Origin of the sequence: Methylobacterium nodulans ORS 2060, assembly GCF_000022085.1 — a bacterium.
Lineage (GTDB): Bacteria > Pseudomonadota > Alphaproteobacteria > Rhizobiales > Beijerinckiaceae > Methylobacterium > Methylobacterium nodulans.
Genome location: NC_011894.1, coordinates 891,156 through 914,915 on the forward strand (window position 1 = coordinate 891,156; position 23,760 = coordinate 914,915).

At 66.1% G+C, this 23,760-nt stretch carries 25 protein-coding genes and 2 pseudogenes; 7 read left to right on the forward strand and 20 right to left on the reverse strand.

Translation table 11 applies throughout. From position 1 onward, the window contains the following. Nucleotides 1-62: 62 nt before the first annotated feature. Entirely contained in the window at nucleotides 63-404 is a 342-nt protein-coding gene (locus MNOD_RS03930) for a carboxymuconolactone decarboxylase family protein (RefSeq protein ID WP_015927544.1), read from the forward strand. A 51-nt stretch (nucleotides 405-455) separates the two neighbouring features. Here the strand turns inward: MNOD_RS03930 and MNOD_RS03935 are convergent, their stop codons facing one another. From MNOD_RS03935 to MNOD_RS03950, 4 genes are all read right to left on the reverse strand, one after another. Continuing rightward, the gene (locus MNOD_RS03935) at nucleotides 456-1,037 is read right to left on the reverse strand and encodes a TetR/AcrR family transcriptional regulator (RefSeq protein ID WP_015927545.1); all 582 of its coding nucleotides are present in this window, start codon (nucleotides 1,035-1,037) and stop codon (nucleotides 456-458) included. Nucleotides 1,038-1,319: 282 nt separating this feature from the next. After that, a complete protein-coding gene (locus tag MNOD_RS03940; RefSeq protein ID WP_043748019.1) occupies nucleotides 1,320-2,366 on the reverse strand; it encodes an adenylate/guanylate cyclase domain-containing protein in 1,047 nt (348 codons plus the stop codon). A 334-nt stretch (nucleotides 2,367-2,700) separates the two neighbouring features. Next, nucleotides 2,701-3,753: an alpha/beta fold hydrolase gene (locus MNOD_RS03945; RefSeq protein WP_015927547.1), complete on the reverse strand. Its 1,053-nt coding sequence runs from the start codon at nucleotides 3,751-3,753 to the stop codon at nucleotides 2,701-2,703. Between the two features lie 152 nt (nucleotides 3,754-3,905). Then, nucleotides 3,906-5,675, reverse strand: a complete 1,770-nt coding sequence (locus tag MNOD_RS03950) for a cytochrome c biogenesis protein DipZ (RefSeq protein ID WP_015927548.1) — start codon at nucleotides 5,673-5,675, stop codon at nucleotides 3,906-3,908. Between the two features lie 495 nt (nucleotides 5,676-6,170). Between MNOD_RS03950 and MNOD_RS03955 the strand changes: the two genes are divergently transcribed. Both MNOD_RS03955 and MNOD_RS03960 read left to right on the forward strand, forming a co-directional pair. After that, complete coding sequence (locus MNOD_RS03955) at nucleotides 6,171-6,911, forward strand: response regulator (RefSeq protein WP_015927549.1); 741 nt, start codon at nucleotides 6,171-6,173, stop codon at nucleotides 6,909-6,911. Nucleotides 6,912-6,916: 5 nt separating this feature from the next. After that, nucleotides 6,917-8,248, forward strand: coding sequence for a sensor histidine kinase (locus MNOD_RS03960; RefSeq protein ID WP_015927550.1), 1,332 nt, complete (start codon nucleotides 6,917-6,919; stop codon nucleotides 8,246-8,248). Here MNOD_RS03960 and MNOD_RS03965 read toward each other — a convergent pair. The 5 genes from MNOD_RS03965 to MNOD_RS03990 form a co-directional block, all read right to left on the reverse strand. Then, nucleotides 8,232-9,302: an NAD(P)H-dependent flavin oxidoreductase gene (locus MNOD_RS03965; protein WP_015927551.1), complete on the reverse strand. Its 1,071-nt coding sequence runs from the start codon at nucleotides 9,300-9,302 to the stop codon at nucleotides 8,232-8,234. The two genes, MNOD_RS03960 and MNOD_RS03965, sit on opposite strands and share 17 nt — an antisense overlap. A 59-nt stretch (nucleotides 9,303-9,361) precedes the next feature. Then, nucleotides 9,362-9,592 carry a tautomerase family protein gene (locus tag MNOD_RS03970; RefSeq protein ID WP_015927552.1) on the reverse strand — a complete coding sequence of 77 codons (231 nt, stop codon included), beginning with the start codon at nucleotides 9,590-9,592 and terminating at the stop codon, nucleotides 9,362-9,364. Nucleotides 9,593-9,613: 21 nt separating this feature from the next. Beyond that, nucleotides 9,614-10,324 (reverse strand): SDR family NAD(P)-dependent oxidoreductase, encoded by a 711-nt coding sequence (locus MNOD_RS03975; RefSeq protein WP_015927553.1) that lies wholly within the window; start codon nucleotides 10,322-10,324, stop codon nucleotides 9,614-9,616. A 150-nt stretch (nucleotides 10,325-10,474) separates the two neighbouring features. After that, complete coding sequence (locus MNOD_RS03980) at nucleotides 10,475-11,410, reverse strand: LysR family transcriptional regulator (RefSeq protein WP_015927554.1); 936 nt, start codon at nucleotides 11,408-11,410, stop codon at nucleotides 10,475-10,477. A 1,107-nt stretch (nucleotides 11,411-12,517) separates the two neighbouring features. Beyond that, entirely contained in the window at nucleotides 12,518-14,422 is a 1,905-nt protein-coding gene (locus MNOD_RS03990; protein WP_015927556.1) for an FAD-binding monooxygenase, read from the reverse strand. A gap of 472 nt (nucleotides 14,423-14,894) precedes the next feature. On the opposite strand from MNOD_RS03990, the gene MNOD_RS03995 reads away from it, so the two are divergent. Continuing rightward, nucleotides 14,895-15,347 (forward strand): MarR family winged helix-turn-helix transcriptional regulator, encoded by a 453-nt coding sequence (locus MNOD_RS03995; protein WP_015927557.1) that lies wholly within the window; start codon nucleotides 14,895-14,897, stop codon nucleotides 15,345-15,347. On the opposite strand, the pseudogene MNOD_RS04000 reads toward MNOD_RS03995, so the two are convergent. The 7 genes and pseudogenes from MNOD_RS04000 to MNOD_RS46050 form a co-directional block, all read right to left on the reverse strand. Continuing rightward, nucleotides 15,314-15,832, reverse strand: a pseudogene (locus MNOD_RS04000) (IS6 family transposase); the annotation flags it as partial. The gene MNOD_RS03995 and the pseudogene MNOD_RS04000 sit on opposite strands and share 34 nt — an antisense overlap. A 184-nt stretch (nucleotides 15,833-16,016) precedes the next feature. Beyond that, nucleotides 16,017-17,111, reverse strand: coding sequence for an alpha/beta fold hydrolase (locus tag MNOD_RS04005; RefSeq protein ID WP_015927558.1), 1,095 nt, complete (start codon nucleotides 17,109-17,111; stop codon nucleotides 16,017-16,019). Nucleotides 17,112-17,122: 11 nt separating this feature from the next. Then, on the reverse strand, nucleotides 17,123-17,308 hold the full coding sequence (locus MNOD_RS04010) for a hypothetical protein (RefSeq protein WP_043748026.1): 186 nt from the start codon (nucleotides 17,306-17,308) through the stop codon (nucleotides 17,123-17,125). Nucleotides 17,309-17,508: 200 nt separating this feature from the next. After that, the gene (locus MNOD_RS04015) at nucleotides 17,509-17,904 is read right to left on the reverse strand and encodes a VOC family protein (protein WP_015927559.1); all 396 of its coding nucleotides are present in this window, start codon (nucleotides 17,902-17,904) and stop codon (nucleotides 17,509-17,511) included. Between the two features lie 48 nt (nucleotides 17,905-17,952). Next, complete coding sequence (locus MNOD_RS04020; protein WP_015927560.1) at nucleotides 17,953-18,303, reverse strand: DUF1428 domain-containing protein; 351 nt, start codon at nucleotides 18,301-18,303, stop codon at nucleotides 17,953-17,955. A gap of 17 nt (nucleotides 18,304-18,320) precedes the next feature. Further along, a complete protein-coding gene (locus tag MNOD_RS46045; protein WP_015927561.1) occupies nucleotides 18,321-18,662 on the reverse strand; it encodes an ArsR/SmtB family transcription factor in 342 nt (113 codons plus the stop codon). Further along, nucleotides 18,649-19,104, reverse strand: coding sequence for an SRPBCC family protein (locus tag MNOD_RS46050; RefSeq protein WP_015927562.1), 456 nt, complete (start codon nucleotides 19,102-19,104; stop codon nucleotides 18,649-18,651). The genes MNOD_RS46045 and MNOD_RS46050 overlap by 14 nt, the downstream gene beginning before the upstream one ends. A gap of 187 nt (nucleotides 19,105-19,291) precedes the next feature. Between MNOD_RS46050 and MNOD_RS04035 the strand changes: the two genes are divergently transcribed. Continuing rightward, nucleotides 19,292-19,741 (forward strand): GNAT family N-acetyltransferase, encoded by a 450-nt coding sequence (locus MNOD_RS04035; protein WP_015927563.1) that lies wholly within the window; start codon nucleotides 19,292-19,294, stop codon nucleotides 19,739-19,741. A gap of 148 nt (nucleotides 19,742-19,889) precedes the next feature. Here the strand turns inward: MNOD_RS04035 and MNOD_RS04040 are convergent. The 4 genes and pseudogenes from MNOD_RS04040 to MNOD_RS04055 form a co-directional block, all read right to left on the reverse strand. Beyond that, a pseudogene (locus MNOD_RS04040) lies at nucleotides 19,890-20,144 on the reverse strand (IS701 family transposase); the annotation flags it as partial. Nucleotides 20,145-20,641: 497 nt separating this feature from the next. Then, nucleotides 20,642-21,049: an EF-hand domain-containing protein gene (locus tag MNOD_RS04045; RefSeq protein ID WP_015927565.1), complete on the reverse strand. Its 408-nt coding sequence runs from the start codon at nucleotides 21,047-21,049 to the stop codon at nucleotides 20,642-20,644. 484 nt (nucleotides 21,050-21,533) lie between these two features. Beyond that, the gene (locus tag MNOD_RS04050) at nucleotides 21,534-21,818 is read right to left on the reverse strand and encodes a hypothetical protein (protein WP_015927566.1); all 285 of its coding nucleotides are present in this window, start codon (nucleotides 21,816-21,818) and stop codon (nucleotides 21,534-21,536) included. Nucleotides 21,819-22,501: 683 nt separating this feature from the next. Continuing rightward, nucleotides 22,502-22,705, reverse strand: a complete 204-nt coding sequence (locus MNOD_RS04055; RefSeq protein ID WP_015927568.1) for a hypothetical protein — start codon at nucleotides 22,703-22,705, stop codon at nucleotides 22,502-22,504. 163 nt (nucleotides 22,706-22,868) lie between these two features. On the opposite strand from MNOD_RS04055, the gene MNOD_RS48760 reads away from it, so the two are divergent. Both MNOD_RS48760 and MNOD_RS50485 read left to right on the forward strand, forming a co-directional pair. Further along, entirely contained in the window at nucleotides 22,869-23,282 is a 414-nt protein-coding gene (locus tag MNOD_RS48760) for a hypothetical protein (RefSeq protein ID WP_015927569.1), read from the forward strand. Nucleotides 23,283-23,323: 41 nt separating this feature from the next. Then, the gene (locus tag MNOD_RS50485) at nucleotides 23,324-23,713 is read left to right on the forward strand and encodes an SOS response-associated peptidase family protein (protein WP_015927570.1); all 390 of its coding nucleotides are present in this window, start codon (nucleotides 23,324-23,326) and stop codon (nucleotides 23,711-23,713) included. Nucleotides 23,714-23,760: the final 47 nt, after the last annotated feature.

The following is a 23,760-nucleotide window of genomic DNA, read 5'->3' on the forward strand; positions in this document are numbered from 1 at the left end:
GTAGGATGCGTCGGTGGGGGAATCGACGCTCGCCCGAGACCTCATGCTGGAGGAACGACCCGATGTTGAACGACTGGAGCACCTATCGGTCGAATTTGATGTCGACCCTCAAGGAGATCGGCCAGATCAGCCCGGACCTGATCGCCGCTCACGACCACATCGCGTCTGCGGCCCCGAGAGAGCCGAAGCTCGACGCCAAGACCCGCGAGTTGATCGCCCTCGCGGTCGCCGTGACGACGCGCTGCGATGGCTGCATCGCCGTGCACAGCGAAGCCGCCCGCAAGGCCGGCGCTTCGAAGGAGGAGATCGTCGATGCTCTCGGCGTCGCGATCGCCCTCAACACGGGAGCGGCGCTCGTCTACACCGCCCGCGCCTTCGACGCCTTCACCAAGGGTGCGTCCTGATCCGAGCCGCATCGAGCCAGCCCTGCTTCGCTCAGACGAAGCAGGGCCCCCTCATTGCCTGCCGGTCGGAGCGGGCCGGAGCGTGTCCGTCACCGCCTTCAGTGCAGCGGTGAAGCCATGCGGACCGGCGAGAAGCCGCTCCATCAGGAGTGCGCCTTCGAGCATCGCGACGACCATGCGGGCGTGAGCCTCCGGATCGGCGTCGGCGCGGATGCTGCCGTTCGCGATGCCGTCGGCAATAACCCGAACCAGCCATGCCACGTGCTTGTCGAAGAAGCGCGCCACGGCCGCCCGGAGCGCATCCGGCAAGGTATCCTGCTCCACGGCCAAAGCGGCGCACAGGCAGCCCAGCCCCTGCTCCAGCCCGTTCAAGTAAAGGTGCCCATACGCCTCGATGCGCGTGACGCCGTCCTGCGTCTCTGCCCGGATCCGCGCCAGGGCTTCATCGTACCGCCGATCGTAAGCCGCAACGAGCGCGATCGCGAGATCCTCCTTGGTCCGGAAATGATGATGGATGCTTGCCTTGCTGATGCCGATGACCTGGGACAGATCGGCATAGCTGAAGCCGGAATATCCACGTTTGCGTACGAGGATTTCGCCCTGGGCAAGCAGCTCCGCGCGGGTGTCTCTCATGGTCGTCCTTCGCCTGCCGAATGCGGCGCGTCCCTGCTCATCCCGTACCTGACGGCCGATGTCGCGGCACCGCGTCGGGCGCCTGCGGTCTCGATTCCGACGGACCCCTCAACCAACCAGTAGGTAGGGCACAGGGTCGACCGGCACAACCTGGGCTTCTTGTGTTGCCCCCCAGCGAACAAGCCGGATTGGGCGATCGCCGGGACACCAGCTGGACGGGGCGGAAATCGGACCGAAACCAAGCCGGCTTTATTTGCCCCTGGGGTGTTTCGGGTCCAGACCCTAAAGGGCGGACCGCTCCCGTGAGGGCGGATCGGCACATTGTCGGATAGCCGCCACCATGAGAGGCTCGTTGCGGCCACGGATGGCGTGACGCCCCAAATCGTCCGCCACGAGATCGTCCGGCAGATCACCGATGCGGTCGAGCAGATCTGCCGAAACCAGCACGGGAACGCCCAACGTCTTGGCGAGAGCCTCAAGACGACTCGTCGTGTTCACGGTATCGCCGAAATACGCGATCTTGTGGCGCTCAAGGCCGATCTCGGCGGTCACGACGGAGCCGCAATGCAGCGCGGCGCGAAAGCCCGGCACCTGACCGAACCGTGCCTGCCAGATTGCAGCGCTCTCCGCGAGCGTCGCTGCGAAATCGAAGACACAGCGCAGGCACGCGGCGTCCCGGGTGCCCTGCGCGATGGTCCAGCTGACCAAGGCCATGTCGCCGATGTAATCGTCGATCGAGCCGCATGACCGGTGGACCGGCATGGCCAGCGCGCTGAAGATCTGCCCGAGGTATTGCTGGGCCGCCAGGTCGCCATGTTGCTCGGCAAAGCGGGTCGAGCCGGATACGTCGAGAAAGAGGAAGATGCGCTCTTCGCTGATCGGCCGATGATAACGGCCGAGCAGCAGGTTCGTGAACACGCGTGGGCCGATCAGGTCCCGCACGCGGAACACAAACGCGATGATGGCCGACACGCCGAGGGAATAAAGGAATCCCGTCTCCGACATCCTCATCGCGGCGCGGGCGCTCGGCATGTAGCCGAACAGGTGATGCAACACGGTCCCGGCGGCCGCATTGCCGAGCACGATCATGACCGTGTAGGTCGCGATGGTCGCCGCGGCGAAGAGAGGCGCTGCGGCCCGCCGGATCCGGTCGCGCCAGCGCGGAAACAGCAACCCGCGCTCATAGTACAGGATGGGCGATCCGATGAAGGCTCCCCGGATCGCCGAATCCGCCAGGATCCCGGCATCGACGATGGCGGCGTAGAGGAGACCCGCCAGCGCTCCCAGGACGGGCGCGGCGATCCAGGAACTGGGCCGGCGAGATCGCATCGTACTCTGGTTCATCACTCGACCGGACGGTTCTCCTTGCGGCTTGTGGATCATCTCCGGCGGGCTGTCGCTGACAATCAGGCGACCCGCGCCAAGGACGTCCGGCCGGATGATACGCCTCCGGCGTCTGAACGGCTGGAACCTCGAACGTCACGAGGGCGAGATTCAATGGCCGGCGCTTCGCATTCGAGGTGATCCGGAGTCATCGCGGGCGGTCGCGCTATCGATCACCGCGCATATCGCGTGGAGACGCGGTCGCGCTGCCTCGCGCGAGCCTCGTGACAGAAGCGGATCCGATGCTTGCGACCCGCAGTTGCTCCGGGCATGGCAGCGCTCAGAAGCCATCGACGTCGACCACCGCCCTGGCGAAGGCCTGCGGTGCCTCCTGCGGAAGATTGTGGCCGATGCCGCCCGTGATTAGGCGGTGCTCGTACCGGCCTGAGAACTTCCTGGCATAGACGGCCGGATCCGGGTGAGGCGCTCCGTTGGCATCTCCTTCCAGCGTAATCGTCGGCACCGTGATGACCGGGAAGGTGGCGAGCTTCTTCTCCAGCTCGGCATACTTCTCCTCACCGTCCGCGAGCCCGAGCCGCCACCGGTAGTTGTGGATCGTGACGCTGACATGATCCGGATTCTCGAATGCAGGCGCCGAGCGGTCGAAGGTGGCGTCGTCGAAGTGCCACTGCGGCGACGCCAGTTCCCAGATCAGTCGAACGAAGTCGCGGGTGTAGCGCCCGTAGCCGTCCCGGCCGCGTTCGGTGGCGAAGTAGAACTGGTACCACCACTGGAGTTCGGCCTTGGGAGGCAGCGGCTTCGCGTTGAGCTCCTGGCTGCCGATCAGGTAGCCACTCACCGACACCAGCGCCTTGCAGCGCTCCGGCCAGAGCGCCGCGATGATGTTGGCCGTCCTCGCGCCCCAATCGTATCCGGCGATGATCGCCTTCTCGATCTTGAGCGCGTCCATGAGGTTGAGGATATCGACGGCGAGCGCCGCCTGCTGGCCGTTCCGCGGCGTCGCCTGGGACCGGAAGCGCGTGGTGCCATAGCCCCGCAGATACGGGATGATCACGCGATAGCCTGCAGCCGCGAGGGCCGGCGCAACGTCGACGTAGCTATGGATGTCGTAGGGCCAGCCGTGGAGCAGCAGGACGGGCGCTCCGGTCGCCGGCCCGGCTTCGGCATAGCCGACGCTGAGGTCTCCCGCATCGATCTGCTTGAGCGCACCGAACGAGGTGTGCGTGCCCGCCTCGATGCTTGGAAGACCAGCGGACGCGCCACGACCGGAACGCGCGCTGGCTGTTCCGATGAATCCGAGACCGGTCGCCGCAAAAGCTCCCGTCGCTGCTGCGACCAGCCGCCGACGCTGCAGATCGATCGTTTCAGCCATGTGCTCCTCCTGACCGTTTCGACGATGTCGGGACAAAGCCAGCGTGGCGTATCGCAATGATGTGCCCGCGCGGGGAAAGTGAAAGCGGATGTAGGCATCTGCCGGTCCGGATACAGGCTGATACAGAGCGGATGGCACCGCGGCGGCCCGCCTCACCCGAAGGTGAAGGCGAACGCCTCGACTCCGGGATCGAGGAAGCGGATCGCGAAGGTGCGCTCCCCGACATCGCCCGTCTGGCGCACGAGCTGGTAGAGCCGAGCCTCCGAGACGACGCCATGGCCGCTGCGGTCGACATCGGCGCCATGGTCTGCACCCGGCGCTTCGCCGTCCAGCGTCACCACGAAGCGAACCGGCCTCCCGGCTGGGCCGGGGCCGAGCACCAGATGAAGATCCCGTGCCCTGAAGCGATAGGTGATCGCGCCGCCCGCGCGGTTGAGCCCGGCCTGTTCCGGCAGGACGGTCCAGTTGCCGGCGAGACTCCATTCGTTCAAGCGCGGCTGCCCTGACGTGTAGTCCCGCGCGGCGTCCGGCTCGACACCCTCCGGCGAGACGAAATTCTCCGCCTTCGCGTGTCCGAGGTAGGTTTCCCCGGACCGGAGACGCCTCAGATCGGGCGCGAGCTCGGCTCCATGGGCGCCCGGCGCGGTCAAGCGCGCGTCGGCGTTCCGATGCCCGGCCGCCTCGGCAAGGAGGTCCTGGATGACGCGCTCGGATCTCGCGTACTCGCCCTCTCCAAAGTGATGATGCCTGACGCGGCCCTCCGCATCGATGAAATACAAGGCTGGCCAATAGCTGTTGCGGAACGCGCGCCAGAGCCTGAAGTCGTTATCGACCGCCACGGGATATGAGAGACTGAATTTCTGGATTGCGCTCGATACGTTGTCGAGGTTCCGCTCGAACGCGAACTCGGGCGCATGAACGCCGATCACGACGAGTCCCTTGTCCCGATAGGTCTCCGCCCAGGCTCGGACAAAGGGGATGGTCCGGATGCAGTTGATGCACGAGTAGGTCCAGAAGTGGACCAGGACCACCTTGCCGCGGAGCTGGTAGACCGTCTGCGGCCCGCCGTTCAACCACTGGACGGCGCCGTCGAGGGACGGGAAGCGGCCCTCAACCGGCAGGCGGCTGCGATAGCGCCCGGGCGTCGCATCCGCCGACCGCGCGGCATCGGCATCCTGTACGGCGCCGGTCGACGCTGTGGCGCCGCCCAGGCCATCCACGAGCGCTTGTTCGAGCTTGGTCGTTGTCGCGAAGGACAAGCGGGCCAGAAGACCGGTATCGGAGCCGAGCGCGACGGCGGCGAGGGCTGCCAGCATGGCCAGACCGAGTCCCTGTCGGAGGCGCTCGCCGACCCCGAGCCATCGCTTCATGGCGGCCAGAACCGATCCACCCGCGAGGGCTGCCACCGCCAGCGAGGTCGCGGCGCCCGCCGCATAGGTGGCGAGAAGCAGAGTCGTCTCCACATCGGCGCCGCGCAGAGCCGCGCCCGTCAGAACGAGGCCGAGGATCGGTCCCGCACAGGGCGCCCAGAGGAGCCCGGTGGCCATCCCGAGCAGCAGCGAGGACCCCGCAGCGCCGGCGGCCTGCCTTCCGGCTCGGTCGGACAGGTCACTGCCCAGCCTCACGACAGGAGCGGTGAGAACCGCCGCGGCCCGCCGCGACAGCAGGGTCACGGAAAACAGCGCCAGCAACGCCAGGGCCACGGCGCGACCCGCCTCGTTGACATGAACCGCCCAGCTTCCGCCGACGGCGGCCAGCGTTGCGATGCTGGCGAAGGTCGCGACCATCCCGATGAGCATCGGCAGCGTGCTCCTGGAAAACGGCTGGTCCGAACGTGCGAAGACGAAGGGCAGGACTGGAAGGATGCAGGGGCTGAGGATGGTCAGCACGCCGGCCAGATAGGAGATGACGAACAAGGTCATGGCTGCTCCCCGGGGCGAGATCAATGCGCGCTCCGCGCCGACTCGCCCTTGAACTCGGCCCGTTCAACCCACTGAAAGTGTCTGCCATGTTTTCGGATCGCGGAGATCTGTAACGGCGTGTAGGCGTGCCGACGCCACCGCCATCCCGGGCGAGACGTGATTCCAACGGCCCAGGCTGCTGACGCAGCGGGTCGTTGACCCAACTCGAATTTTCGACACCAAGCCAAAGGCTTGGCGAAAATCCGAGAACGGAACCAACGGTCATTTTCAAGGCCCGTTGGTATGATACACCCCGCCCGCGTCTTGCCGGCGGAGGCGCCGCCCTGGGCAGAGGAGACGTCGAGACGGCCGTCGGCATGGATTCTTGATGGGCTTCGCCGTATCCGCAACAGCCGGATACCCGGATACAAAGAAGGATACGAATTTCTCGTCCCGAGCTGGTTCGATCGGTGCTCCGCACCGCTATCCGGGGACGACAAGCCGAGGGCCGTCCGGATGGACCATGTCGACCATGTTCTGATCGTCGACGACGATCGCGAGATCCGTGAGCTGGTCTCCGGATATCTGAAGAAGAACGGATTGCGGGTGACCGTCGCCGCGGACGGGCGGCAGATGCGGTCCTTTCTCGACGCCGACCGTGTCGACATCATCGTCCTCGACATCATGCTGCCCGGGGATGACGGCCTCGTGCTCTGTCGCGAACTGCGCGCCGGCAAGCACAAGACGACGCCCATCGTGCTGCTGACGGCACGAAGCGACGAGACGGACAGGATCGTCGGCCTCGAGATGGGCGCGGACGACTATCTCGTGAAACCATTCGCAGCGCGCGAGCTGCTCGCCCGGATCAAGGCCGTGCTCCGTCGGACCCGAATGCTGCCGCCCAATCTGCAGGTCACCGAGGTCGCCCAGTTGCTGACCTTCGGGGCATGGCAGCTCGATACCACCGCCCGGCATCTGCTCGACGCGACGGGAACCGTGGTGGCACTGAGCGGCGCGGAATACCGGTTGCTGCGGGTGTTTCTCGACCATCCCCAGCGGGTCCTGTCGCGCGACCAGCTCCTCAACCTCACGCAGGGCCGCGAGGCGGAGCTCTTCGACCGGTCCATCGACCTGCTGGTGAGCCGCTTGCGGCAGCGCCTCCGGGACGATGCGCGCGAGCCGACCTACATCAAGACGGTCCGGAGCGAGGGCTACGTCTTCGCGATGCCGATCACGATCGCGAAGACGCGAAGTTGAGCCCAATGGAGACGTTTCGACGAATCCGAGCCTGGACACGGAGCCTGCGAACCCGGCTGTTCCTGATCCTCCTGGCGGGTTTGGTGGTCGCGCACGGGCTCTCCTTCGCGGTCCTTTTTCTGGAGCGCTATGTCTCGGCGCGAGCGGTGATGCTGACCACGTTGCAGCGCGATGTCGCGGTATCGATCGCGCTGCTCGACAGGCTGCCGGCTGCCGAGCGGCCGGACTGGATCCCGATGCTGGATCGGCGGACCTACCGGTACGAGCTCGGCCCCGGCCTGCCGGGGAAGCCGGAGCTCTCCGCCCGGGCAGGCGCCATCGCCGACGAGATTCGCCAAGCGGTCGGTCCGCGCTTCGCCGTCCGGATCGAAGCCATTCCGGGACATCGTGAGCGGCTCCAGGCGCATGCTGTCCTGAGCGATGGCGCGCCCGTGACGATCGACGTCACGCCCGAGCTGATGCCGCTGGCGTTTTGGCTTCCCGCCGTGCTGCTTGCCCAGCTCCTGTTGCTGATCGGATGCATCTGGTTTGCCGTCCGGCTCGCGATCAGGCCGTTCATGCAGTTCGCCGACGCGGCGAATTCATTCGAGCCGGGCGGGAAACACGCGCGCTTCGCAGAGCGCGGGCCCATCGAAGTGGTCCGGGCGGCGACGGCCTTCAACGCCATGCAGGATCGGATCGCCCGTCATCTGGACGAGCGCGTCCGGATCCTCGCCGCCATATCGCACGATCTCCAGACGCCGATCACCCGCATGAAGCTGCGCGCTGAAATGGCGGATGACAGTTCGGAGAGAGAGCTTCTCCTTCGGGATCTCGGTGCGATCGAGGCATTGGTTCGCGAGGGCATCGCTTATGCGCGCAGTGTCCATGGGGAGGTCGAACAGCCGGCCCGAATCGACATCCGCGCGTTCGTCGAGAGCATCGTGTTCGATTACCAGGATTCCGGGCAGGACGTTGCGTCCCTGGCGACGCAAGAGGCGACGGTCGTGACACGCCCGCACGCGCTGCGCCGCATCCTCACCAACCTGATCGACAACGCTCTCAAGTTTGCCGGCCGGGCCGAGGTCGACCTGGAGGCAGCCGACGGCAAGATCGTCATCTCGGTCCTCGACAGGGGGCCGGGAATCCCGCCCGACAAGCTCGATGCCGTGCTGCAGCCCTTCGTCCGCCTGGAGCAGTCGCGCAACCGCGACACGGGCGGCACCGGCCTCGGTCTTGCCATTGCCCACCAACTCACGATGGCCATCAATGGATCTCTCAGCTTGCAGAACAGAGAGGGTGGCGGCCTCATGGCCAAGGTGATGTTTCCCTCTGGGAGCGTTAGCCGACCGGTCTGATCCCAATCGCGCCGGCAAGCAGCCGCGTCAGCGCAGCCGCGGACATCGGCCTTGAGAGCGGGAAGGACTGCCCGGCCCAGAGCTGGCTGAAGTCGTCGCGACCCGCAGCCTCGGCAGCTTTCCGCAGCGGTCCAAGCGCCGTGCCGGCCGTCGGGAAGGCCGGAGCGAGATCGGACAGGGGGCCGAGATCCGCCATCAGCCGAGTGACCAAGCCTCGCGCCGGCCGGCCGGTGAACAGGTTGGCGATCGCCGTCGGTCTGTCGGGCGCATGGAGCGCCCTGCGATGGATCTCCGAGATCTTCGCCTCAGGTGTGAAGAGATCGGCGGTGCCGACCTGCACGGCGGCTGCGCCCAGCGCGAAGGCCGCCTGGACCCCGCGTCGATCGGCGATGCCGCCGGCGGCGATGACCGGGACGGACACGGCATCGACGACCTGCGGGACGAGCGCGAGGGTGCCGATCTGCTGAGACATGTCTTCCGTCAGAAAGCTGCCGCGATGCCCACCCGCCTCCGCTCCCATCGCGATGACGGCGTCGACCCCACGCTCGGCGAGCCAGCGTGCCTCGGCCACAATGGTCGCAGAGGCGAGAACCTTGGCCCCTGTACGCTTCACCCGATCGAACAGCGCAGCATCGGGCAGCCCGAAATGAAAGCTGACGACCTCGGGCCGATACGCTTCCACGACAGCGCAGGCCGCGGCATCGAACGGCGTGCGTCCGCTCTGCGCCTTCGGCATTCCCGGGTCGAGACCGGCCTCGGCATAGTACCCGGCGAGACGCGCAAGCCAGGCGGATTGCCGTGCGGCATCCTCGGCCGGGTTCGCATGGCAGAAGAAGTTGAGATTGATCGGCCTTCGGGTGCCGGCGAGAACCCGGTCCAGGGCCGCCCGGAGATCGACCTCCGTGTATTGCGCGCTCGGCAGCGAACCGAGACCGCCGGCCTCACTCACCGCGATGACCATCTCGGGCGTCGTTGCACCCGCCATCGGCACCTGGATGACCGGCAGCTCGATGCCGAGGAGATCCAGAAGTCTCGACTGACTGACGCTCGTCATGACCATCCCTTTCGCAAGTCACAGTGGTCGAACTCGCGGATCGGGCGGTGGATGAGCCTTCACCGGGGTCGCCGCTGCTTCCGGAACTCGGCCACCGGCAGGCCGCCCCAGCCCCAGTTCTCCAGCTCGACCTCCTCGATCACGACGAAGGTCGAATCGAGGGGCTTGTGCAGAACGTCGAGCAGAAGCTGACTGACACCGGCGATCAGCGACGCCTTCTCCTCAGCCGTCACGGACGAGCGGCCTGGAGCGGAGCCTTCCCTGGTGACCTGGATGGTGACGATCGGCATCACGGCCTCCTGCAGCTTGCCCTAGCGTCCGGCGCTCTGGCCGCCATCGACGTGCAGGATTTCGCCGGTCACGAAGCCGGCGGAGTCCAGGAACATGATGGCGTCCACGATGTCCTTGATCTCACCCATCTGCTTCATCGGATGGAGCGCGGCCAGGAACTCGTGGGCCTGCGGTGAATGCATCGGTGTCTTGATGATACCGGGAGCGACGGCGTTCACGCGGATGCCCTTCGTGGCGTACTCGATCGCCAGGGCCTTGGTTGCCGAGTTGATGCCGCCCTTGGTGAGATTGGCGAGCACGGTCGGCACGCTGCTGGTTGCCTGATCGACGAGGCTCGTCGTGATGCTGACGATGTGGCCGGAACCCTGCTTCAGCATCTCGGCCGCGACCCGCTGCGTGATGTAGAAGAAGCCGGCGAGGTTGGTCGCGATCTTGCTCTCGAAGTCCTCCGCCGTGTACTCGGTGAACGGCTTGGCGATGAAGATACCGGCGTTGTTGACGAGCGTGTCGATCCGTCCGAAGCGAGAGATCGCCTCCCGGGTCACGGCCTCGGCGGTCTCCGGATCGCCGATGTCGCCACGGACCGCCACGATATCGGGGTCGCCGGTCTGCTGGATCGAGCGAGACGTGGCAATGACGCGGTAGTCGCGATTCCGAAACGCCGTGACCAGACCGGCTCCGATACCTTGCGACGCGCCTGTGACGATCGCGACTTTCCGATCGGTGCTCATAGGGTGATCTCCCGTCATTCTCTCGGCCGCCCGATTGCGGCTGGCAGACCGTCTTGGTCTGCGGGAATGATCTTGAGGCCCTGGCGAAAGAACTGAATGGCCGCTGTTCGGCAGGCATTCTTGCGGCAGCCGGAAGAGTGGCCGCGTCGGTCAGGGGGTCGGCGCAACCGCCTCGGCGGACAGCCTGGCGAACTCCGCGCGCAGGCGGGGAGCCGCGAAGTCGATGAAGGCGCGCACCTTGGGGACGGACATGCGCCCTTGCGGCATGAGAAGATTGACCGGCATGGCCGGCGGCTCGGCATCCCGCAGCAGCCGCTGCAACGACCCGTCATGGACGCGCTCGGCCACGTGGTAGGTGTACAGCCGCGTCACGCCGAGCCCGCCGACCGCCGCGCCGAGCGCCGCACGCACGCTGTTGACCACCAGGCGCGGCTTGAAATGGATCGACCGACCGATCGGGCTTCCCGCTGCAGGCGGAAACACCCAGGCATCCTGCCCAAAATGTGCGGTGGTCACGATGCGATGTTTGGCGAGGTCGCTCGGCTGCTCGATCCGCGGATGCATGGCGAGATAGCGCGGAGACGCGACGACGACACGCTTCACGCCGCCACCGACGCGCACGGCCACCATGGAGGAGTCCGGCAGCTCGGCGACGCGCAGTGCGACATCGATCCCTTCCTCGACCAGATTGGCGTTTCGGTCGAGCAGGAGGAGATTGACCGATACGGTCGGGAAAGCTTCGAGAAAGGCATCGACGATGGGGCGCAGGATCTCCTCGCCGCTGATCGGGGGCGCCGTGATGGTCAAGGTCCCCCGCGGCGCGGCTTGCTCGCCCGCGGCGACCATCTCGGCCTCCTGCAGATCGACGAGAACACGGCGGCAGGCGGCCGCATAGCGCTCACCGATCTCGCTCAGCTTGATGGCGCGGGTGGTGCGGTGAAGCAGAGGAGCGCCGACCTGCCGCTCGAGGAACGCAATGGCCCTGCTGACCGCTGCGGGCGATCGGCCGAGCAGCCGCCCCGCCCCGGCGAGACTCCCCTCATCCAGGGCGGCGACGAAGACCCTCATGGCATCGATCCGATCCATGCAGCATCAACCGCCTCGCGGGACGCCCAAGTTCGGATAGTTCCCGCCTTCGTTCAAGCGCGGTCGATGGCGAGGATGGCCTCGGCGAAGGCCACGGATGCCCGACCGTCGTCACTCCTCCGGCCCATCCGAAGTGACACCGCATCAGCCGTAATCGCCGCTCGATCCGTAGGAGCTGCTGATAACCTGAGGGCCTAAGTCCGAAGAAATTTCAAAGGGAGAGCCCAATGGGTAGCTATCGCGGCATGACGCTGGGCCTGATCATCACCTTGGCCACGGCGTCAGCGTCCCTGGCGCAAACGGCCGTGCCTGCATCCAGCTCCGCACTCGCGCCGCCGAAAACGCCGTCCAAGGACGAGTCGACAGGAACGACGCCTGTCCAAGCTGCTTCCAAACGGCACGAGCTCACCCTGACCAAGGCCCGCGTCCCGGAGATGCGACCCGTTACGAACATTTGCATCGGGTGCAACCCATAGAACGCAGCCCGCAGCAGGAGAACCGGCTACGACGACGGCCGCAGCCTGCCCACCCTGTCGAGGGTCGCGGCATGACGGAGGCCGTTACCGCCGTGATCTGCGCCCACACGTAAGGAGCGCTGGGCGGACATCCGGGTGGCCGTGGACTCCCTCCGCGGACCCAGGCGCATGGACGCCATCGGCACTGGCGCGGTTCGCCTCGTTCAGCCCAGCAAGCTTCCGCTCGCGCCTCTTCCCTCTAAATCGAAACCGACCTGCGTGGCAGCCGCCCCGCTCCTCATGCTGAGGTGCAGGCGATCGAAGATCGCACCGCAGCATGAGGGCGGTTGAGGGTGCCATCGGAGGGAGGGGCGCTCAGTCAGCCGCGGTGTCATCCGCCGGGGTCGGCCCGGCACTGTTTGGCTGGGCATCTTTCCTCTCCGTGATTTCTTGTGGGTCAGCCAGACCTGGACCTTCAGCTGCAAGTATTCGTCTCGGCTCTGGTCAGGCTCGAGCCCCACGGCTGTGAGGCGGGAGGTATTCTGTTCGGAACAGGCAGGATCGACTGCGCGACCTTCGGAAACAGCGCGCCATCCCCATCCATCCTATGCGGTCCGGCAGCGTCACGGCGCTTGCGCTAGGCCAGCCGACCTCAGCGACGATCAAGCAGGAACCGTCCGAAGAAGGCGGCGAGGTCGTCGTGCGCATCGAGCGGGAGCACGTTCGCCACGTGCTGGTCCGGACGGACCACCACCATCGCTCCGGTCCCACGGTCGATGCCGCGCAGGTCGAAGATGTCGGGGCCGGTCTTGAGGTCGGGCGTGTAGGCCTTCTCGTAGTCGATCAGGCCGAACCGTCCCTTGCGCGGGAGCAGCAGCGCGGGCAGCTCCTCGACCTTCAGATCGCGATGGCCCTGCTGGAAGATCGCCCGCACGTCGATGACGCTGTCGATGCTCGCCCCCTCCGGGGTGAACCGGCGGATCGGCGAGTTTTCGGACTCCGCGAGGAAGCGCATGAGCGCGCGCACCCGCTGTCCGCTCGCGTCGGCGAAGGCGTAGATGCGCCAGGCGCCATCGGCCCGGGCCGCGTGGCCGAGCTGCATCGGCCTGGCGTCGGCGAGGCGCACGACGGGCGCCGAGTGGAACCGCATGCCGACCGGGAAGCCCGCGGCAAGCGCCTGGTGGGTCGCCGCGGCGGTGAGAACGGTCGCCGGCGGATAATGCGTCGCCACCCCGGCCGTGTACCGGCCCGACTTGACGAAATAGGCCTGCAGCTCCGCAGGGTCGACGCCGCCGAGCTCCGGATGCGCCGGATCCGTCGGCGGCGAGGCCATGATCTTCGACCATTCCTTGTCGAAGTCGATCAGGCCCTGAGCGATCGCGTGGCGCTCGGTGGTGTAGGTGCGAAGGAGCTCCGGCTTGGCGCGCCCCTCGAGAACCGCGATGAGCTTCCAACCAAGGTTGAACGTGTCCTGCATGGACACGTTCATGCCCTGGCCGGCCTTGGCGCTGTGGGTGTGGCAGGCATCGCCCGCGATGAAGACGTGGGGCAGGCGAGATCCGGCCTCGTCCGCCGGGACATCGTCGAACCGGTCGGTGACGCGCTGGCCGACCTGGTAGACCGCGAACCACGCGACATCGCGTACGTCCAGCGTGTACGGGCGCAGCACGCGTTGGGCGGTCTCGATCACCATCTCCTGCGTATTCAGCCGGAACGCGTCGCGATTGTTCGGGTCGATCTCGCCGAGATCGACGTAAAGCCGAACCAGGTAGCCGCCTTCGCGCGGGATGAGGAGGATGTTGCCCTCGTCCGCCGACTGGATCGCGGCCTTGAGCCGGATATCCGGGAAGTCGGTGACGGCGAGCATGTCCACGACGCCCCAGGCGTGGTTGGCGAAGTCCCCGCGCGGCTCGGCGCCGATCGCATCCCGCACGCGGCTGCGCGCGCCGTCGCAGCCGACGACGTAGCGGGCGCGGATCGAGGTCTCCGCCCCGCTGCCCACGTCACGCACCGTGACCACGACCGGGTAATCGCCCTCGGGTTCGATCGTCAGCGTGACGAACTCCAGGCCGTAATCAGGCACCAGTCGCGTCGGCGCCTTCAGCATGTAGTCCGACAGGTGCTGCAGCAGGCGGGCCTGGTTCACGATCAGGTGGGGAAATTCAGACAGGCCGTCCTCGGTGTCCTGCACGCGACCGGTGCGCGTGATTGTGGAGCGGTCGTCCGGCGAGGGACGCCAGAACACGGTTTCGTTGACCCAGTAGGACTCGCGGACCAGCTTCTCGCTCAGGCCGAAGGCTTCGAACATCTCGACCGTGCGGCACGCCACGCCGTCTGCCTGCCCCACCTGGAGCGGACCGTCGCGGCGGTCGATGATGCGCGTGCTGATGCTGGGGAAAGTCGAGAGTTGCGCGGCCAGCAGCATCCCGGCCGGGCCGGCGCCGACGATGAGGACGTCGACGGTCTCGGGCAGACCCGCCGGTTGGTTCTCGGCGCCCGGTGCGGCGGCGAGAATGTCGGGGTCGCCAGGATTGTAGCCGTCGAGATAGAACTGCATGACTGTCCTCCCAAATCTCTTATTGGCTGAGATGAACTCTCGCTGCGGCGCAGAAGATCTCTCGCTTCTCTACGAGATTGTCGCTGGGAACAGCCCAGCGCGCAGCCCGCGCCGCGAGGGCGGCCTGTCGGATCGCGCGACGCCCTCTCGCCAAAAAGACCGTATACGGATAATATGTATGCTGTCAATATCGGCTCGCGGCGGGGTGCCGCCTTTCTGGGGTGGGGAGGACTGTGAGGACGCGGCTTGGCTCGAAGGCGCTCGCGTCACGGCCGTAGCAGGCGCTGCCACGCACCTCGCCAGCGAGCGTGAGGCTCTCTCGCCGCCGCTGGATTGGCAGGATCGCGCAGCGATGCGAGGCTGGCCGCGTCCGACGCCGGCAGCCGGAGTCGGAAAGGCGTCAAAGTACGGACGAATCGGCAGATTCCGCCGGCTCGCTATAAGCTTAGATCAGATGCCCTGCCAGGAACCCATGAGCGATCTCTACTCGATGCCCGGCCACTTGTTCCGCCGTATTCACCAGATTTCATCGGCGATCTTCGCCGAGGAATGTGCCGCGTCCGGTCTGACCTCGGTTCAGTACGCCGCGCTGACCGCGATACGCGAGAACCCCGAGGTGGATGCCACGCGGTTGTCGTCCCTGATCGCGTTCGACCGCTCGACGCTCGGTGACGTGCTGGAGCGCCTGGAGGCGAAGGGCTGGATCCTTCGCAGCCCGAGCCCGAGCGACAAACGGGTCAAGCTGCTGCGCCTCTCGCCGGCCGGCCTGCAGGTGCTCAGCGACGTGGAACCCGCGGTCCGTCGCGTCCAGCAACGGCTTCTCGAGCCGCTCGATCCCAGCGAGAGAGCCAAGATGGTGCGGTTGCTCGCGCAGCTCGTCAATCTGCACAATCACGTGACGGGTACGCTGGACGCGGCGAAATAGGGCTCATCGTCGCGGAACCGAGTGTGGTTCTGCTCGCGCACGGTCCAGACACCCGAGAACCCGAAGCCCTTGCGCAGCCATAGCATGGCTTTGACGCCCTGGATCGTGCGCCGCGCCGTGTGGAACGATCGGAACCCGCCCACTCGTGGCATCGGCCGCTTGATCCGGAAGGGGTCGCTCTCGATCCCTTGCTGCAGGGGCTTGGTGACGTGGTGGATGGGCATGCGCGGCAGCAGACCGTCCTCGTGGCTCTCGGCGATCGCCGGCGGATAGGGACCAGCGCCATCGGTGCCGATCCGATCCGGGGCGAGCAGCGGCTCGGCCGAGAGCATCTTGCGGAAGAACCGCTTGGCGGCATCGAGATCACGGTGGGCGGCGAGGAGGAAATCGACCGCCTCACCGTGCTTGTCGATGGCCCGGTCAAGGCAATGCCACTGTCCCCGGATCCGGATGTCCGTTTCGTCCACGCGCACCGACCGACAATGCGCTCAGCTTTCTCGATGAAAGATCCAGATCCTTTGCGCCGGCTGGTCATCCGCCCAGCGCCGGCCTGCGTCCCCGGCGCTCTGCCAAGAGCGCTCCAAGTCGTTGCGGCCGCCAACGAGGTCTCGCGCCAGACAGCAAGGAGTTGCAGGGTGTCAGATTGGCGGCGAGGAATACGAGGTCGTTTCAGTGCCGCGCGCAAACGGGTGAAGCCAGCCACGCCGGCACCTGTCGGCTGACCACTTCCATAAAGGCCTCCGGCTCCTCGAAAGGCGGATTGTGAGCCGACCGCTCGAACCAGACCAAGCGTTTGCAGGGGGCCGCAATGGTCTCGAAATAGGCCACCCCGACGCTGGCTGGCACCTGCCTGTCATGCCTGCCAAGAAGGAAGACGATCGGCGTTGCGAATGTGGTCAGCCCGGTCAGCCGGAGGTTTCGCATCTCCGGCCAGAGGTGATCGAGCGAGAAGCGATTGCCGCGGCCGAACAGGACGAGGTCCCACAGCGTTACCTCACTCGTTCGCAGTGCCGCCCAGATGAGCGCACCCGTCGAGAGGCCGCCGTGGAACGAGCCGCCGAAGCGCTCGACCCACCTTCGGGAGGTGAGCATGGCGGCAACATCGTGCGGCGGCGGGCCAATCCGCGTCAGCGCGGCGATCGCCCGGTCGCTGCCGCGCATCTGTGCCTGTGCCAGCGCCCACTCCCAACCAATCCGTTCGGCAGCAGGAACATCCGCCACCTGGGCGATGCCGACGTAAGCAGCAACCCGTTCCGGGTGGCGGTGGGCGTAGAGCAATCCGATCACCGTGCCCCAGGAATGAGCGAGCAATATCACGCGCTCGTGCCCAAAGCGCTGCAGCACATAGGCAATCAGCTCGTCGAGGTCGGCGACAAGCCGATCGATGGTCATGCTCTGCGGGGGAATCGCGGGAGAGAACGAGCGGCCCGCGCCGCGCTGGTCCCAGTAGACGACGAGAAAGCCTGCCTCCAGCTGCGGCACGAAGGCCCGGAAGAGCGCCGACTCGCTTGTACCCGGACCACCGTGTAGCAGAACGAGCGGCGGGTTACTTGTGCTCGCGCCCCTGAACCAGACCGCCTGTGGGATATCGCCGATCGGGATGGTGGTCATCTCGGCGATGCTGCCCGGAAGCAGCCGCCCCGCAGAATCCGTGAATGGTGGAGTGCTCGGACGGTCAGCGAGGGCGAGGACGAGAAGGAACAGGACGAGCGCCCCCACGCTCCTCACCGCCCACAAGAGGATCCGCCCGATCAGTGGCGCCATTCCTCAAACCGTCAAGGATGCGCGCACACTGCGCCGGGCTTGATCACATTCCGCGCAACCCGCATTCGCTGATGAAGGAACAGCGATGGGCCGCGGGTCAGCTGTTCGACCGCCACCTGCACCATGTTGCGGGAGCGGGCGAGTCGTGCGCGTTCGTGCCCCACACGCCCTTCGATCGCTTTCTCATCATCGACCATGTCGTAAGTCCATCATTGCAGGTTCCCGCGCTGGCCTGTTGCACCGCTCCGCAATTGACTTCGAGAGCAGACCGAACCGCGCTTCCGGCACCGTCGCTGCACTAGAGCAGGATCCGTTCATGGTGGAACGGATCCTGCTCCAGGCCTTTGCCGCATTTTCTGCGACGGACCGGCGTCCACTTCGTCGGAAAATACTCTAGCTACTCGAGGTTCAGTTGCCAGGACACGCCGTAGCGGTCCTTGAACCATCCAAATTTGCGGCTGAAGCCGTAATTCCCGAGCGGCATCAGGACCTCGCCCCCGGCCCCGAGCGCCTCGGCCAGCCGAACCAGGTCCTCCTCGGAGCCGCAATTGACGAAGAGCGAAATCGAGGGCGTGAACGTGAAGGAATGGGGGACCGGACTGTCAGTGCACATCAGGACCAGGCCGCCTATGGAGAAACGCGCCAGCTTGACGGAGCCTTCGGCGCCCGGGCCATCCGCCCCGTACCGTTCTATCTCGATCAAACGACTGTTCGGGAGTGTTGAAGCGTAAAAACTCAGCGCCTCCTCGGCCTTTCCCTCGAACATCAAGAATGGCGTCACGGTGCAGATCATGCACTATTCCCCATGGTAACCGGAAAGTGCTGTGCCGTCTCAATCGCTCTACGCTTCGACGAAGACCTCGAACCCGCCGTAGATCATGCGCTTGCTGTCAAAGGGCGCGTCGGCGGTCGGCTTCATGCGCGGATCGGCGAAGACCTTGGCGTTCCCCGCGTCGCGTGCCTCACGCGAGGGCCAAAGCACCCATGAGAACACCACCGCCTCATCCGCCTTGGCCTTGACCGCCATCGGAAAGGAGGTGATCCCCCCATCGGGCACGTCATCACCCCAGGATTCGATGACGCTCAAGGCGCCGTGCTCCTTGTATACGTGGGCGGCGACGACGGCCATCTTCTCATAGGTCTGCCGGTTCGCATGCGGCACGGCGAGTGCGAATCCTTCGACATAGGCCATCTCGTTTCTCCTGCTGGTCAGACTTCGACAAAGCTTTTCAGGCGCCATAGGGCGTCGTCCCACTGCTCCGATACGCGGTCGAGGTAGCGCCGGGCCGTGACGATCGCCTCTGGCCGGACCGCGAAGCGGTGCTCGCGGCCGACGCGCCGGCTGGCAACGACGCCGGCTCGCTCTAGAACAGTCAGGTGCTTGGCCACACCCTGTCGGGTCAGCGCCAGCCCTTCCGTAAGCTGAGCGATCGAGCGCGGCCGGCCGTCGGCGAGGCGTGACACGATCTCTAGCCGCGTCGTGTCGCCGAGTGCCGCGAAGAGCAGCGCGGCATCGGCAGGCGCCTGCCGAGACGACTCAAGCGGTGACATGCTGGGCGATGTTGCCGGCCTGGATGTCCCAGCCTTTCCGGTTGCTGCGCAGTGCCTCCAGCCGGCGAGGATCGGTCAACGCGGCGAAACCCGACTCGGTGATGGTCAGCCGTGTTCCGGTCGCGATCGGCTCGAGCCGAAACTCGACGAGGGTTGTCGGCTCGGCCGAGACGTCGATAGTCGCGTCCACGTCGAACGGATGCCAGGAGAAGGCGAACAGGCGCTCGCGGTCCATGCGCTCGACCTTGGCCGCCCAGGCCACGCCCTCGTAGCCGGGATAGGTGATGCGGCCGCGGGTGATCTCCCCGGGTCTGAACGGCCCGTCCAGCTTGACGCGAAACCAATGGCCGAATTCCACGTGGTCGGTGAGCGCGCGCCAGACCCGCGATACCGGCGCGGCGAGTTCCACAACCTTCGAGATGCAATCCTCCGCGTCGTCCATGCGCAACCTCCTGGTTGCCCGACCGTAGACACATCCTGGGCGGAAACGCAACCCATGAGTTGCTTTTCTCGGAGGCGAGAGCCGGGCTACAGGGAGGAAGCCAGGGTCAAAACCCAATCAGCTTTATCGCAACAGGACAGCGCCGGCCGGTCATAGGCAGGTGCATGCCTGTCACGGATCACCTTCCATGCCCGACGCCCGCCCTGCCCTCCCTTCCGATCTGCCATCTCTCCTCTCGCTCTTCGCCGCATCGGAGGTGAGCGCGATGGTTCAACCGCCGGAGCGCGCCGAGAACATCTGGCGGGAGATCATGGGGGAGCAAGCTATCCGTGTCTTTGTCTCTGAAGCGCACGGCCGCCTCGCTGCGACCTGCATGCTCATCACTGCGCCGAACCTGCTCCGTGAAGGGAAACGCCATGCCTTCCTGGAGAACGTCGTCACGCACCCCGAGCTACGAGGGCGGGGTCACGGTAGGGCCGTCGTTCGGGCTGCTCTGGCGCACGCCTGGGAGACGGACTGCTATCACGTGCTGATGCAAAGCGGCCGGACAGATCCCCGGGTGCACGCCTTCTACGAGGACTTGGGCTTCAAGCCGGGGCTCAGGACAGCCTACGTCGCTACGCGCCCAGCAACATGAATGAGCGGCCGCATGCCGGCATCTCACGGTCAAGTTGATTGAGTCTGGACCCTAGCATTACAGTTGCGACTTGCGCCTCAGGTGCGCGCGTTGAGCGGCCGCCTGGTGGGCACGCCGCCATGCGGACCAAGCCAGAACGAAGGCCGGCTCAATGCGCCGCTGCGCCAGCTGCATCGCCCCGCGCCGGATCTCCTGGATCGACCAGGGCACCAGAGAGCGTGGCGACGAGCGCCGTTTTTGAGGGAGCGCCATTCGCCAGCCGGCGCACCCGGGCCAGCAGGGCGAAGGCCAGCACCACCAGCGAGACGTGCCGGTGCCAGCCATGCCAGGACCGGCTCTCGTTGGGGGCCAAGCCGAGTTCCGTTTGGGCGGTCTCAGAGGCGTCCGCGACCGCCCAGCGGCGCACGAGGCGATCACTACCAACTCACGGCCGAGGAGGTGCGGGCGCTCGTCGGCTGCTGCGAGCTGCTGGACTGCCGGGGCAAGCGCTACCTGTGATGGTCGCGCTCCGCAGCACCCACCGCAGCCGCCCGACAGTCCCGACCGAGATGCCGAGGTCTTCCGCGATATCCGCCCGCGGCCGGTCCGCCAGGATCACCGCCGCCACGTCCGGCGCCCGCTACCAGCCGGCCGGGCGCAGCGATGGACCGAAGAGGGCGGTCCGGACCCGGGAGGCACCTTCCGGGTGTCGGCACGCTCGCCTATCCAGGCGAAGCCTCAGGAACCAAAAAGGTACTTGAGCAGGACAGCAATCGCGAGGACCAGCAAAAGAAGGACGAGCAGGCCGAACAGGGCCATGCCGCCCATCATCCCGCCCATGCTGTCCATCATGTCGTGCATCGTGGGATCGGTTTCCGTTCCGCCCCGGAAGGCGACTGCGGGCGTTGACGTGCGTTTCAACTATTGCCCTCGGAGGAATTTCTGAAGCTCTTCAGGGGTCACCTTGCCATCCTTGTTGGCGTCGATTGCATCGAAGATGCGCTTATGAATGGCTGTCACCTCGTCGAACGAGAGGGCCCCGTCACCATTCACATCGGCGATTGCGAACATCATCCTCATCCTGAGGCCGCCATCCATCATTCCCTGGTTCATCCCGCCCATCATGCGGCCCATCATTCCACACATGCCACCCTGGCCCATCCCTCCCATGCCGCTCATCATGCCCGGCATGCCGGGCTGAGTAGGCTGGGCGCTTTGGCCCGGCGTGCTCATCGGAGCCGTTGATGTCTGGGCGCTTGCGCTGGAGATTGCGCCGGCAGCGAGAATGGTGGTGAGAGCAGTCACGCGCACCAGTGTAGTGAGGGCCATGGCCTCCTCCTTCGGCTGAGTCTGGAGGCTAACGCCCTTCATCATGACAAGATTTGGGGCGCGGCAATGGATCGCTCCGAGGGCCCTCGCGCCGGCTTTTTGCGCGGGAAGTGAGCCGCAGGCCGCCCAGGAGAGGAGTAGAACCGTCCGCCCTCACCGAAGCCAGGAGGGCCCTCCCAGAACCCCAAAACGGTCAAGGAAGCCCATGGGCTCCCGGTCGCGGAGACCACGCCAGACCACGCCAGCCTAGATCCCCGCCGCCGCTGGGCGGCCTCTGGGCGGCTCCCGCCGGCCATCGCAGCGCGGTTCACGCCCGGCGAGATCGCGGTCCTCGCAGTTGTGGCCCAGCCGCTCTCCCGGGCTAGAGCGCTCCCCGCCGAAGTGGAGGCCGGTTCGGCACAAGGGAGCGCGAAAAATCAAAGACTGAAGAGCCGTGCCCGTTTCAACCGAAACGGCCACGGCTCCAGGGCGAGCGCAGGCCACTTTAAGAATGTTGCCCACCGTCACGCTTCACCCCGACCTCGGCAAGCAGAATCGCGGTCCTCACCGCCATGCGCCGTTGCGCCTCGGGTGCATTCTCCCATGCGAGCACCTCGCGGGCGTAGGGACGGGCCAGCACGACCGCGGCGACATCGAGACCGACGCCCTCTGCAATCAGCCGTATGCCGGGCGTCGGGTCGTCCTGGGAGTCATGGGCGGCCGCATCGATCTGCTCGTCCGTGACGTGCTTGAGCTTGAACAGCTCGCCGATGGTGGGGGTGTCGGGCATGCCGGTTATGCAGAGCGATCAGCTATTGCTGCGGACGTGCGCCACGGGTCGGATGGACTACTCCGGCCAAGCTGAGATGCGGACCGCGCCGGCAGCCCTGATCACGCTCGACCGGTGAGGGTAACATCCCGGTCCGCATCTCAGTCACGCTTGCCAGCGGCTACAGCTAGGACGCGATTTCGACGCTGGGACCGATACTCGCTGCCGCGCGTTCCCCTTCTGAAGTTGGGAGTTGCGTTATGGCAAGCATAACCACAATCTCTGCTGCCGATCGGCGGATATTCGCGCGAGCTGGGCTGGCGGAGCTGAATGCTGCACTGGCTAAATTGCCACCCTCTGAGCGCAAGGCATTCTGGATAGCCATTCAAGGCTACTACGAACCTGCGTCAGAGGATAAGCAATAACGATCTTGGGCCGGAACAGCTCATCACAGGTCGCGACCTCGGTTGTGTGCCTGTCCCGCTGCGGCTCGCCGAGTGTGAGCGGCGGGGTCTTCCGGCCGTTCTCGTCATAGGCCCGGCGCGGGTTGCGGCGCCTCATCACCTCCTCGCCAGTATGATCACGATCAGCGCCGCCTGTCGGAGGCAGCGCCCCTTCTCAATGACATGCCAGCCAGCAAGAGCGAAATGGTCGAGCGGAGGGAGTTGCTGATCCGAGGCCGGGCCCGCACTCTCCTGCGCCGTTCATGCGGAGCGGACCTGGACGAGGGCGCGGAGGCGCACGTGCAGGCCGACAAGATTCCGCTCGATCATCGTAAGAAGGCGTTCGGCGCTGGAGGTATCCCGGCCCGACCGCTCCATGAGATTAATCGAGACCACCATACGGGTGCGGCAGCGCTCCAGGCAGGCAATGCTACTCTCGGTCAGAGCAATCACGTCAGGGCACATGGCGAGCTCCTGAGTTCCGATAAGAGAGCGTATCGGAACCCAGAACCCGGTTCACGGCCCCGGTCCGCGCCCTGTGCAGGCCACGTGCGGATGCTGTGACTGCCCAGGCCCCGTTCGGCCCGCCCCTCTGGCGATCCGGCGGGTGTGAGGACAGCATGCAGCGATGCCTCATCTCCGCGCGGATCGCCACACCCTCCATCCTCTCGCTCCAAAGGGCGAGGACAACGAAGCGGAGCGCCTTCAGCAGTTCGTGCTGCTGTTCGAGGAGGCACTGGCGCTCCCGCTTGAGCGCTTGAGCGTCGTTCAGGACGGCTTTGGGATCGCGTGCGCCAGGGTCGATCATGCCGGCCTGATGCACCCGATCCGCGGTCGCGTCGTTCAGCTGGGTTACTTCGCCCCGGGCGGTCCGATCGGCGGCAGTGGCTATGCCGGCCGGTGCATCGCGCACAGCCTCACGCCCGACGAGGTGCGGGCGCTCGCCGGGCGCTTCCAGCTGCTGGACTGTCGAGGGAAGCGCTACCTGCAGCGGACCTGGCGCCCAGATCAGAGGCGCCGACGCGGTTTAGCTGGCTGCTAGGCAAGGATCTGGCAGTGCCTCTCGGCCTACGATCGCGCCCCATGTGCAACCTCTACAGCCTCTCCCGCTCGCCCGACGAGATCCGCCGCACCTTCGGGGTCGTGCGCGACGAGACCGGCAACCTGCCGCTGCTCCCCGGTACCTTCCCCGACCAGATGGCGCCGCCTGTTCGAGGGCGCATGGGTTGGCTTTGCCAGCCCGAACGTGCGATGCTTCCCGCAATGACCGACGAAAACAGCCTCCACCCTTTCGCCATTGAGATCTCATCGCTGACATCGCCGAAGGGCACGTTCGGCTGGGCGATCCGCAAGCACGGCAAACTTCTTGAGCGGTCGGACCGGCCGCACCACACCGAGGAGAAAGCCTACGCCAGCGCTCTTGCAGCGGTGGAGCGTGCGTTCCGCGCGGCGGCAGAAATGCGGCGGCGCTGATCACATCGGCGGAGAGCGCTCCCGCGCCCTTCTGCGATTTTTCGGAC